The 12,777-nt window shown below is 38.8% G+C and carries 9 protein-coding genes; 8 read left to right on the plus strand and 1 reads right to left on the minus strand.

Annotated features, from left to right (window positions below; all coding sequences use genetic code 11):
- Positions 1-393: 393 nt before the first annotated feature.
- Positions 394-1,185, minus strand: a complete 792-nt coding sequence (locus KGY70_09750; GenBank protein MBS3775461.1) for a gluconate 5-dehydrogenase — start codon at positions 1,183-1,185, stop codon at positions 394-396.
- 394 nt (positions 1,186-1,579) lie between these two features.
- Between KGY70_09750 and KGY70_09755 the strand changes: the two genes are divergently transcribed.
- The 8 genes from KGY70_09755 to KGY70_09790 all read left to right on the plus strand — a co-directional run bounded on the left by KGY70_09755 (position 1,580) and on the right by KGY70_09790 (position 12,091).
- The gene (locus KGY70_09755; GenBank protein ID MBS3775462.1) at positions 1,580-2,875 is read left to right on the plus strand and encodes a class II aldolase/adducin family protein; all 1,296 of its coding nucleotides are present in this window, start codon (positions 1,580-1,582) and stop codon (positions 2,873-2,875) included.
- Positions 2,876-2,942: 67 nt separating this feature from the next.
- A complete protein-coding gene (locus tag KGY70_09760; GenBank protein ID MBS3775463.1) occupies positions 2,943-4,115 on the plus strand; it encodes an IS630 family transposase in 1,173 nt (390 codons plus the stop codon).
- Positions 4,116-4,285: 170 nt separating this feature from the next.
- Complete coding sequence (locus tag KGY70_09765) at positions 4,286-5,038, plus strand: DUF4212 domain-containing protein (GenBank protein ID MBS3775464.1); 753 nt, start codon at positions 4,286-4,288, stop codon at positions 5,036-5,038.
- Between the two features lie 32 nt (positions 5,039-5,070).
- Positions 5,071-6,744 (plus strand): VC_2705 family sodium/solute symporter, encoded by a 1,674-nt coding sequence (locus KGY70_09770; GenBank protein ID MBS3775465.1) that lies wholly within the window; start codon positions 5,071-5,073, stop codon positions 6,742-6,744.
- A gap of 44 nt (positions 6,745-6,788) precedes the next feature.
- On the plus strand, positions 6,789-7,514 hold the full coding sequence (locus KGY70_09775; GenBank protein MBS3775466.1) for a hypothetical protein: 726 nt from the start codon (positions 6,789-6,791) through the stop codon (positions 7,512-7,514).
- Between the two features lie 15 nt (positions 7,515-7,529).
- A complete protein-coding gene (locus tag KGY70_09780; protein MBS3775467.1) occupies positions 7,530-8,819 on the plus strand; it encodes a hypothetical protein in 1,290 nt (429 codons plus the stop codon).
- 5 nt (positions 8,820-8,824) lie between these two features.
- Positions 8,825-9,574, plus strand: a complete 750-nt coding sequence (locus KGY70_09785; GenBank protein MBS3775468.1) for a metallophosphoesterase — start codon at positions 8,825-8,827, stop codon at positions 9,572-9,574.
- Positions 9,575-9,706: 132 nt separating this feature from the next.
- On the plus strand, positions 9,707-12,091 hold the full coding sequence (locus KGY70_09790; protein ID MBS3775469.1) for a cache domain-containing protein: 2,385 nt from the start codon (positions 9,707-9,709) through the stop codon (positions 12,089-12,091).
- The last annotated feature ends 686 nt before the right edge of the window (positions 12,092-12,777 follow it).

Genomic DNA, 12,777 nt, shown 5'->3' on the forward strand with positions numbered 1-12,777 from the left:
ATAGTCAATTGTTGTTCGAATCTCTTTCTCATATTTGAATTTTTTGGTAAGTGATGATAAAATTATGCGAATCTCAAAGGGCTAACACCATAAAAATCCCCATTTTTCGCGAAAATTACAACAAAATCACTAAAGAGATTTAAACAAGTTATTAACAATATTATTTTGATTTTCAATTATTTGAATGATTTCTTAGAAGCACTAAATAGTTAAATCAAGGTTCCCGCTTGGGTAATTCAAATCTTCTTAGAATTGATATGATAGGAATTAATCTTCCGTCTATTATCCATGCTGATGCCTTCTGCCCCCGGTATATACACTCTGTATGGCCGCAGTGGCTGCAGTAATTTTCCCGTGTGCGTGATACATTTTTACCAATACGCGGGACCCTGTTTATTGATTTTCCATCGGCTTCCCAATGGTTGCCAATATTCCGCCGTCCACATAAAGAATATGCCCATTGACAAAATCGGAAGCCTCTGACGCCAGGAAAATAGCTGAACCGGCTAACTGCCCTGGTTCACCCCATACACCGGCTGGTGTCCGGGTTTTTATGAACTCATGGAGTGGATGCCCGTCCTTTCGGATCGGAGCCGTTTGTTCTGTGGCAAAGTATCCGGGGCCGATCCCGTTTACCTGAATATTATACCGTGCCCATTCAGTGGCCATATTGCGTGTGAGCATCTTTAGTCCGCCTTTGGCTGCGGCATAGGCTCCTACCGTATCACGGCCCATTTCGCTCATCATGGAGCAAATGTTGATGATTTTGCCCTTTTGGCGTTTGATCATGTCCTGAACTACATGTTTTGCCATTATAAAGGGACCCACAAGATCGACATCGATTACCTCTTTATAATCCTCCACATCCATCTCAGCGAGTGGTATTCTTTTAATGATCCCTGCATTGTTTACCAAAATGTCCACGGGACCAACCTCCTTTTCGATTTTACTGACGTTTTCGTAAACTTCCTTTTCCTGGGTTACATCAAACAGATAGGAATGTACATCCAAACCATATTCCTTGTAATCTTTTACAGCTCTTTCCATTTTTTCAGGAGAATGGCCATTTATTATCAGGTTCGCTCCGGCATCTCCCAGGCCTTTGGCCATGGCCATTCCCAGCCCGTGGGTGGCGCCTGTGAGCAAGGCGTTTTTGCCCGATAAATCGAATAGGTTTAGTGACATAGTGAATATTTTTAAAGTATAAATGTAAAAAATAATCATTTATTAGGAACACTTGATATTAAATATTTTTATAAATGCAAATATTGAGACCGGTCTAAGAAGGCGTTAAGCGGCTATATTAGCTATACATACAAAACATATTTTATTGAGAAACAAAAAACTACAATAACCGCTAAACGCCTTGTACCTCTGAAAATGGCTTTTTAAACTAGACTCAATATTGATATGATAAATTGAACGGGCTTAATTAATGTTTAAAAACCAGCTGAGTGAGGATAAATTTTTGTACATTTGGGCACCTAAACCGAATAGGACTTGGATTAAGAAGTTATTTCAATATGTATTAGAAACTATTTCGGAAAAAGATTTGACTTTAAAATTAAATAATAGAATTATGCGCGTATTTAATCCTGAATTGATGCATCCTAGCGATCAGATAACCCTGATAATTGATCGTATATACAAACGGGGTTTAACCACTACTTCCGGAGGAAATATTTCTATAATCGATGATAGTGGTGATATTTGGGTAACACCCGCCGCTGTAGATAAGGGTTCACTGCAGAGGGATGACATTGTAAAGGTTAAGAGTGACGGTACACAAGTCGGCCGGCACAAGCCTTCTTCGGAATTTCCTTTTCACAAGGCGATCTATGAATGCAGACCCGATATCAAGGCGATCATCCATGCCCATCCACCTGCTTTGGTTTCATTTAGTGTTACACGACAAATCCCCAATACCAATATTATACCCCAGGCACGCAATGTATGCGGACCTATAGCTTATGCTTCATATGCCCTTCCGGGCAGCAGTGAGTTGGGAGAAAGGATTGCTAAAGAGTTTAAGAATAACTACAACGCCGTGATCATGGAAAATCACGGGACCGTTGTCGGGGGCACCGATCTGAGCGACGCTTTCCAACGTTTTGAGACGCTTGAGTTTTCCGGAAGAACAATTATCAACGGGAAGACAATTGGCGAACCGGTGTACCTGTCTGATGAAGATATAAAGAATTTTGAAGAACAGATACCCCATCTGCAACCTGAAATGGAACATGTTACCCATCCGTCTGATGAAAGAGATATCAGAGAATTTATGGTCAGTATGGTTAAAAGAGCATGTGAGCAAGGGCTGATGATCAGTTCCTACGGGACAATTTCTGTAAGATGGAGAGAAGATGATTTTTTAATAACACCCACCAATATGTCACGATGGGATATACAACGGGAAGATATTGTTCAGATCAGGAATGGCAAAAGAGAGCCGGATAAAATGCCGAGCCGCGGGTTGTGGCTTCACCAGGAGATATACAGAAGAAATCCAAAGGTTAATTCTATTATTATCACACAATCTCCTTATTTGATGGCTTTTGGAGTAACAGGGGAGAAGTTTGATGTAAGAACAATTCCCGAGAGCTGGATATTTCTGCAGGATGTTCCCAATGTGCCTTTTGGCTCCCATTTCAGGGATAAAAATACCATGCTGAATCTGGTAGAGGAGGATATCTCCTGTATCATCATCGAAAACGATTCCGTGCTGGTTACCGGTAATGCCCTTTTGGATGCCTTCGACCGCCTTGAAGTGGCTGAGTTTAGTGCAAAATCACTGACCATGAGTCAGCCATTGGGAAAATTAAATCCCATCAACGAGGAGCAGATCAGGGAGCTCAGAAAGAAGTTCCTTTCTTAACTAGTAGTTCGTTCATGAAATAACTTGACTTTTTAAATAAAATTACTTATCTTTATGCCAAAAAATTATGGCATACAAGAAAAGACCTAAGCTTACTTGTTCAGAAAAGGACAAAGAGCAACTGATTAAAATATCAAAGAGCAAGACCGAAGAGTTTCGGAAGGTTCAACGTGCAAAAATTTTTCTTTCATACATGAACGGTATACCGGTATCAAATATTTCAAAAGAAGTTGGCCTAAGTCGGGAAGCTATATATTCTAACATTGATAAGGCATTAGCGTTCGGACCTATTGCGGCATTAGAGGATTTATCCGGCCGGGGCTCAAAATCTAAAATCAGCGATGAAGACAAGGCATGGGTTGTCCATTTGGCGTGTTCCTCCCCAAAAGATTATGGTTATGCAAATGAAGTGTGGACGTATAGCTTGCTGGCTAAACATATCAGAGAGAACTGTGAGGAGAAGGGATACCCCAAATTAAAAAAGGCAGGCAAAAGCTTTGTGTACGGCATTCTTGACAAGGCGGAAATAAAGCCACATAAGATGACTTACTACCTTGAGAAGCGAGATGATAAATTTGAGGAAAAAATGGCACAAGTGCTTGCTGTATATAAAGAGGTGCAATTAATCAATGCCGATGAAAATCAGGAAGGAAAAAATGACAGGGATTTGAGGAAACAAACAACAGTTTCATTTGATGAAAAACCAGGTATACAGGCAATTAAAAATATTGCTGCGCAATTATTACCCGTGCCAGGTAAGCACAAAACCATAGCTCGGGATTATGAATATAAAAGATTGGGGACCCTAACTTTGCTTGCCGGAATTGATTTACATGATGGAACTATAATACCTATGGTTGAAAATAGGCACAGAAGTGCAGAATTCGTAAAGTATTTGCAAAAGCTGATAGACCATTATCCGCCTGACTGGAAAATACGAATTATACTGGATAATCATTCTGCCCATCGATCGAAGGAAACAATAAAATTTTTAGAAACAGTGCCCAATAAATTCGAGTTCATTTTCACACCAACCCACGGTTCATGGCTAAATATGATTGAAATGTTTTTCAGTAAAATAGCAAGAAGTTTTCTCAAGCATATCCGAGTAGATAGCATAGATGAGCTTAAGCAAAGAATATATCAGGGAATTGAAGAGATAAATCAGGAACCGGTTATTTTCAAATGGAGGTACAAGATGGAAGATGAGAAAGTAGAAACAATGCAAATGCCAACTTAATTAAAGAACGGACTACTAGCTAATGAAAATCTAAAGGGATTTTGGAATAATAGCCATTTTCATTGAAAAAAATTCTATGCCAAGGCATAAAAAAAATGCGTGTAAATGTGTATTCTTATCGTTTTTTTTATTTTTGAAAGAAAAATTTATTCACATTTAATCCTAAAGCTATGGACAAAACAACTAACGGTTACCATATTAGCTTTTTCAAACCTACCACGCCTCAGGCCAGATATAACAGGAATATGGTCCTTTGGTTGGTGCTAATATGGGTAATTGCAATCTTTGGTTTTCAATTGCTTCTAAAACTGGTAGAAAAACCAACCCCGGAAGCCGCTTACATTAAATTTCAAAGGGCATGGCCCCAGGTAGAAAGGGGCGATGCAAGCGACAAAGAGTTGGCAGAGCTCGGACAGGCAACCCTTTCAGTTCTAGGGAAAATCATGCTTTCCGATGATGATAAAACTGTATTAACCGATGGCTTGAGCTATTCCGTCTATCAGCTCACACCCGATTCCCTGAAAGGAGAGCTGGTAGCAATGATCCGGGAATTTGAACAAAAGCGGGAAAGCATTGATAACATATCGAATCCTGATTATATAGCCGCGAAAATGAAATTATCGGACGAACTAAGTCCGGTTTTAAATCTTTCTTCTCTGGATATCCGGTCAAAGATTTTGCCTTTGGAAATTAAGTCGGTAGGCATAGAGGATTTAAAGGAGGGAACAAAAACAAACCTGCCCAAAGTGATGAAAAAATATCTCATCCACAATCAATCGTTTTTAACGAATTTTAAATTTTTGGGATTTCCTTTCCATTATTTTTATACCGCTGTTTTCCTGCTTATATTGTTTGTAGGCCTCTGCTTGTTATATTGTATATTGACGGACCGGGTAAATGCCAAATTAAATATCGCAGACTAAAATCAATTATTCCATTTTAAAATCCAATAAATATGAAAAAAGCATATTTACTACTATGGTCTTTACTATCATTTCCCCTGGCTTCTCATGCTGCCACGGCAGCTACGCAACTAGAGGGCAGCTTTAAAGTAGGTCCTGCAATCATCTTAATTACCATACTGGTTCTTTTTGTTCTGGTGGGTATATTTTTCAGAGCAAAGGATACCACCGACTTTTATGCGGCCGGCAGAAAAATATCGAAAGTGGGTTCGGGTATGGCTATTGCCTCAAACTGGATGAGCGCTGCCTCTTTTCTGGGTATGGCAGCACTTATGTATGGATCAGGTTATCATGGACTGGCCTACGTTATTGGCTGGACCGGAGGTTATGTATTGTTATTGATACTCATGGCAGGTCAAATAAGGAAATATGGCAAATACACAGCCGCCGATTTCATTGGAGACCGGTATTACTCTCAGACGCTCAGAGCGGTTGGTGCCATTATTGCCATTTTGATTTCGATATCCTATTGTGTTGGGCAGTTTGGTGGAATTGGTCTTATGTTCAAATGGATACTAGGCATCAATTATTCCTGGGCAGTAATTATTGGCGGTTCTATAGTTCTGGCATATACCCTTATCTCAGGTATGCTGGGAGTAACAAAAAACATGCAGATCCAATATGTCATCATCATCATCTCCTTCCTCATTCCTTTATTTATTCTGACCTATAAATTTGATTATTTCTGGGTTCTCCCCCAAATTGGCTATGGTTCGGTAGTATCTGATGCCATTACCGGGATTCCTTTAAGTGAGACCAAGCAATTGATCAATTCCATGGGTCATGAGTTTGCTATGGTTCCATCACCGGAGTATGCCATGCCCTGGGATTCTGCTACGGGGAAAACCTTTTTCCAGTTTATCGCGATTGCTTTTTCTTTAATGATTGGCACAGCAGGCCTTCCTCATGTTATTCAGCGTTTTTATGTTGTTCCCAAAGCCAGAGACGCTCGCTGGTCGGTTGTTTGGGGTTTGTTTTTCATTTGTATCCTTTATTGGAGTGCACCTGTTTATGCAGCCTTTGGAACAATACTTTCAGCAAATCCTGAAGTAGGAACACTTGCTAAAGATGCCATTGTGGTTTATACTGCCCAGCTTGGCAATGTACATCCGTTAATTGTTGGATTTCTGGCTGCCGGAGGTGTATCCGCTGCATTCTCAACTGTTTCCGGCTTACTGGTAGCGGGTTCATCGGCTTTCGCCCATGATTTATATGTTAAAGTCATCAATCCCGAGGCTTCGCTCAAAAGGCAATTATTGTATGCACGGCTTGCAACCATCTTAATGGCCATAATTATATCTGCAATAGCCCTGGCTAAACTCGCCCTTATTGGCCAACTGGTAGCTGTTGCCTTCTCACTGGCAGGTTGTACGATATTCCCCTTATTCCTGTTGGGTATCTGGTGGAGCGACTCGACCAAACAAGGAGCAATTGCAGGCCTTATAGCAGGTTGCATCGTTTCTCTCATATCATTGTCTTATTTTGTCGCAGGTAAAACGGGCGCTGTATGGCCACTTCACGACTTTATTGATTATTGGCTGGGGGCCTGGTATTTCGCATGGATCGGAGCTCCTCTGGCAATTGTTGTAAATATTGTAGTTTCTAAACTTTCAAAACAAACGCCCCTTGAAATACGTAGATTCCTAGTGGAAAAAGTTCATTCTTAATGGAAATATTCAATAACAGACCGACAAGGACACTTATAATAATTATGAGTGCCCTTGTTTTCATAGCGATTTTTATTTCGCATAAATACTATAAAGGGATTAATAATGCTGTTGATCCGCGGGTTAAGGAAGCAAGGTTATTGTATGAAAAATATAACGATTATACGAAAACCAATGAATTTGATTCCATCTTTCATCTGATGGATTCTATTGAAGCGACTTATTCCAAATATCCGCATTACAGGAATTCATATGAAACCGGTGTATTATACAACAACAAAGCTGCTTCATACCTTACCATGGCATTGTATATGGATTCTGTAAGCAATCAATCTGAAATGCAGGATTCAATGTTTTCTATGGCTGAAAAAATGGTAAATAAAAGCATCACTATTTATACAGATTGGTTGGAGCAGTTTGAGAATAAAAGCAATGAGGAGATCAAGAACATTATTGAACCCGAATTTTATCAGGGACTTGAACAATATTCCGTTGAATACCAGGAACTATTTATCAATAACAGAATAAAAGAAATCCAGGAAGCACAACTGGAAACAAAGCGGAGACTGTCAGTGAGCTATACGAATATGGGGATCATAAAAAGACATAAGATGCAATACGAAGAAGCGGCAAAAAATTATAAGACGGCCCTTGATATGTGGGAAAAAAACATTACTGCCGAGAACAATTTAAATCTGTTGTTGGGCAAACCCTTAAAAGAGCGCAGTTTTATCCGGAAATTGTTTCCTCCTGAACGCAATAAAGAATAAATCAAAAATTAGAATATGAAAAAGCACATTTTACTACTTACGACATTGGGTATATTAACAGTTTTAAGCAGCAAAGCCCAGGATGATGACAAGACATTTGGCATTCAGTTTTCGGGTTATGTGAAGAACGATTTTTTTTATGATTCGCGCCAGACTATCAGTGCCAGGGAAGGGCATTTTCTGTTATGGCCGGCAGCCGAATCACTCGACAACCAAAACAATGATATCAATGCAAACCCTGGTTTTAATTTTCTGGCTATTCAGTCGAGGCTAACCGGTACGATCAGTGGGCCAGATGCATTGGGCGCCAAGACTTCAGGTGTGATCGAGGGTGATTTTTTTGGACAGAATAACGACAATATCAATCTATTCAGGTTGCGGCATGCGATGATCAAACTTAAATGGCCAAATACCGAGCTGTTAACCGGTCAATACTGGAACCCGCTCTTTGTAACAGGATGTTTCCCAGGTACGATATCATTTAATACCGGTACCCCTTTGCAATCGTTTGCACGAAATCCCCAGATCAGGGTAACTCAAACGCTGGGAAATTTTCAGGTCATTGCGGCCGCTTTATCACAACGCGATTATACTTCCAGGGGAGCAAATGGTGCAAGTTCTATGTATCTTAGAAATGCAGCAATGCCTGATGCCCATTTCCAGTTGCATTATCACATGCAAAAGGAAGATTCGAATGCCGGCGTGTTAGTTGGCTCAGGAATAGCTTATAAAACCATTGTTCCAAGATTATACAGTGAAGTAACCATAATCCCGGTTAACCAAGTGGTTAACGAGTATAAAGTAGATGAAAAAGTAAAGGGATTAACAGCTATTGCTTTTTCAAAAGTCACCCTGAACCCCGTCACAATTAAGTTACAGGGACGGTATGGGGAGAACATACCAGATGTGCTTTCAATTAGTGGTTTCGCGGTTAAAGATGTGAAGAACACCACCACAGGTGAACTAAGCTATACCCCCTTAACCAATATTACCCTTTGGGGCGAAGTACATACCAATGGTAAAAAATGGCAGGTAGGTGTTTTTGGAGGCATTCTAAAAAACAATGGTACGAAAGAAGCCATGTCAGAATCTGACAATGCGGTTTATGGCTTAGCTACTAATATTGAATCATTAATAAGGGTTTCTCCACGGGTAACATTTGTAGCCAACAAGTTTAAAATTGCCGCAGAAATTGAATATACTTCTGCTGCATACGGCAGCAATTATGACGTGAACTATGAACCTGCAAATACCACCTCCGTTTCGAATACGAGAGTGTTACTGAGTACTATATATTCCTTCTAGTTAAAATGAAAATCGCAATTATATCAGACATACATGAGGATATAGTCAATTTAAAAACTGCTTTAAAGCAAATTGAAAAAATTCATGCGGATCAAATCGTATGCCTCGGTGATATTTCGGGATACAGCATTCCATACTACAATCACCTGGACACAAGAAATGCGCATGAATGTTTGCAATTAGTTCGATCGAATTGTGAATATGTTGTTCTTGGGAATCATGACATGCACGCAGCAGGCATCATTCCCAGGATCAACCCTGATTTTGGATACCCGGATAATTGGTTTCAACTGGATTACCATGAAAGAAAAAAAATTGCCTCTGATAAAATATGGTTGCATGAAGAAAATGATATAAATCCACTTTTTTCCCGGGATGATATTAAATATTTAAGATCATTACCTGAGTATGTTGTTCTACCTACAAAAAAGGGGAATATCCTGTTTTCACATTATGTATACCCCAATTTGACGGGTGTTGGAAAATCATTCTATACCTATTCTGATGAATTCAGAAAGCATTTTGAGTTTACCCGGCAAAAGAAGTCTCTTTATAGTTTTTTTGGCCATACCCATGTCAATGGTCTAATGAAGGTTATGCAAAAAAGGATAAAGAAATATAGATTTAGGCAAGCTGCTACAGTATCCAACCATAATGCGATTAGCGTGCCATCAATAGCTTTAAATGGCAAACGAAACGGTTTTTGTGTTTTTGATGTAAAAGAATTGGAAGTAAAGTCATTCAGAATATACTAAAACAGGATCATGGCATTGAATAAGAAATATAACTCATTCTTTTTTAGTATAATACTTCCTTCGATTATTGCAATCGTATTATTCATCATAGCCATTTGGGGGATTATATTGCCCTCATTTAAGAAAAACCTGATGGATCGGAAAAAAGAAATGACCCTCGAGCTTGTGAATGTTGCATGGAGTGTGTTGGATGATTACAATCAGGAATATATCAACGGTACATTAACAAAATCCGACGCCCAGGAAAGGGCAGCCAAACAGATTTCCCAAATGCGTTATGGCAGCGAAAATAAAGATTATTACTGGATAATCGATATGCATCCTACCATGATCATGCATCCATACAGGAATGAGCTGGAAAATAAAAACCTTTCGGAATATAAAGATCCAAATGGAAAAAGATTATTTGTCGAAGCGGTTGAATTGGTGAAAAAGCGAAATGAGGGTTTTATCCGCTATATGTGGCAATGGAAAGACGATCCCAACCGCATTGTCCCAAAATTGTCGTATGTCAAAGCTTTTCAGCCATGGGACTGGATTATAGGTACGGGCATATACATTGAGGATGTAAAACAGGAGATCGACCATCTGGAAAACCGATTAATTCATATTTCACTACTTATTACGGCAATTATTATAGCCATATTATCCTATGTTATTCGTCAAAGTTTGGGTATTGAAAACAAAAGAAGAGATGTAGAAGAGAAGCTCAAATTGTCGAGGCAAAAATACAAATCGCTTGTTGAAGCCTCCACTGAAGGCACCTTAATGATCGTAGATGAAGAAATAGTATTCAGCAACATCAAATTCAGCCAATTAATTGGCTTTGATATATCACAGCTCACAAACCTGAAATTTGAAGACTTGTTTAAAGCCAAATGGCGGGATATTGTTCAGTCATTTGATGACCCCACAAAATCCATCTCTTTTGAATCGCGAATCAAGAGTGGCAGAAATAAGGGGAAAGATGTGGTATTGTCCGTGTCAAAAGTAAAACATGGGAATAACGACGGATATATCGTTGTTGTAAAAGAAGTAACTCCTCAGAATACGATTGATAAGGAAACAGAAAATCTGGCCCGGGAATTAGAAACTGCTTTGCTGCTGATGAACCAACCCATTTACAGCTATGCAAGGGGTATTGTTAAATGTCACATGGATTCAACCATTCAGCATGTAATCGACCTCATGACAAGAAAAAGAAAGGACATTGTATTTGTTCACAAAGACAATACTATAATAGGAGTAATTAACACCAGCGATCTGAAAAAAAGGGTTCTGGCAAAAAATCTTGATTTACAAAGGAATACCCTGGAGATCATGAGCTCCCCTATAATTACCATATCAGAAAATGCCTTTTTATACGAGGCACTCCTGGATATGAAAAACAACCAGGTTTCACACCTTGGGGTTACGGACAATAAGGGGGAGATCTATGGAGTAATAAGTGAAAAAGATTTATTGCATATACAAAGCAATACCATAAGCAATTTAATACATGAAGCAGAAAAGGCTGAAAACATCCGTGAACTGAAAACCATTCATTCCAAATTACCAGTATTGATAAATGCATTGATAGAAGTCAGTACCAAAACACGAAATATCACTAACATTATTACAATCCTGGCAGATGCAATTTCCAGGCGGATAATAGATATGGCTATTGAGGAACTGGGACAACCACCTTGTGATTTTGCATTTATGACAATGGGGAGCGAGGGAAGAATGGAACAAACCTTGAAAACCGACCAGGATAATGCCATTGTATTTGAGGATCAGGGAAACGAAACACCCGCTGAAACGTATAGCTATTTTCAAAAACTCGGTGAAAGGATATGTAAGGATTTAAATTATGTGGGTTATAATTATTGCGAGGGAAATAATATGGCCCAAAACCCAAAATGGACCCAGCCAGTGTCAGTATGGAAAGAATACTTCTCCTCATGGATAAACAGCAGCGACCCCCAAAGTATACTGGATTCAAGCATTTTCTTTGATTTCAGATGCCTTTATGGCAAAGAAGAATTTATTGACACGCTCCGTCAACACGTGAATAAGGTTACTGTGAATAAACCTGTTTTCTTCTATCATTTAGCGCAGTCAATTATTAAGTTCAAGCCTCCATTAAGTATATTTGGCAACATTGTTGGAAACCATCAAGGTGCAGATGAAAACATCATCAGCATGAAGAAGATCCTTCTCCCTGTAACCGGGCTCATTCGAATATACGCACTTCAGAACAAAGTAAATGAGACCAATTCTGTTTTAAGGTTAAAGCAGTTATATGAGCAAAAAGTCCTAAACAGATCCCTATATGAAGAACTTTTGCAATCCTATAATTTTTTAATGTATCAAAGGTTGCGGTTCCAGTCCATAAGCATTCTAAACAATACAGCTCCCGGAAACGATATAGATGTTGGCCAGCTCACCCATCTTGAGGTCTCTACATTAAAAAAAGTTTTTAATGAGATATCAAATTTCCAGGAAAAGCTAAATTTTGATTTTAAGGGTGAGTGATAATAGAATATACCCCAGGTTACAGATGATTTTCATAAACCAACCTGTTTTTTACTTTTGCCTTTAAAAGTAAAATAAGCGATTCTGATAAGGCTGAGGCATGCATTTCATTCTTGCATGGTTCATTCTTGCATGGTTAGATATTGACTGAAGGTATTAACAATAAACCCGCTTACAACCAATTAAAATTCCGTTGAATATTCCATTATTTTCAGGTTAGGATTTACGGGTGCATGATTTTTTTAAAACTTCTGGGCGGTTATTTCTTACCTAAAAGTTTTTCCAATATCCTTTACCCTTGCACCCGGTTTCAATATATATGGGCATTATAAAAGGATTCAAGAAGGGCATTGTTCAAAATTATTACCTTTGTAAATATTTTCTTGACCTGATAGGATTTAAGAAGATGAAAGCCGAGAAGGCTATTGAGAGACATACATATCGAAAGTTGACATTTATTGGAGTATATATATACCTTAATAAAAAGAGATAAGCGATTCCTATGGATCTCACACATACATTTTCTTCTTGAATATACAGACATTGGTTATATATTCTTTAACTGCACCAGGAAGAACTTCATCTGGAAATAAACCTGACCATAATAACTTGTTTTAATGGAAATAACACTTAATGTTAGATGTTATAACACATAATATCAGATGTTAAGATTTATCAGCGAATGC

The sequence above is a fragment of the Bacteroidales bacterium genome, assembly GCA_018334875.1.
In the GTDB taxonomy this organism is placed as follows: domain Bacteria; phylum Bacteroidota; class Bacteroidia; order Bacteroidales; family UBA12077; genus JAGXLC01.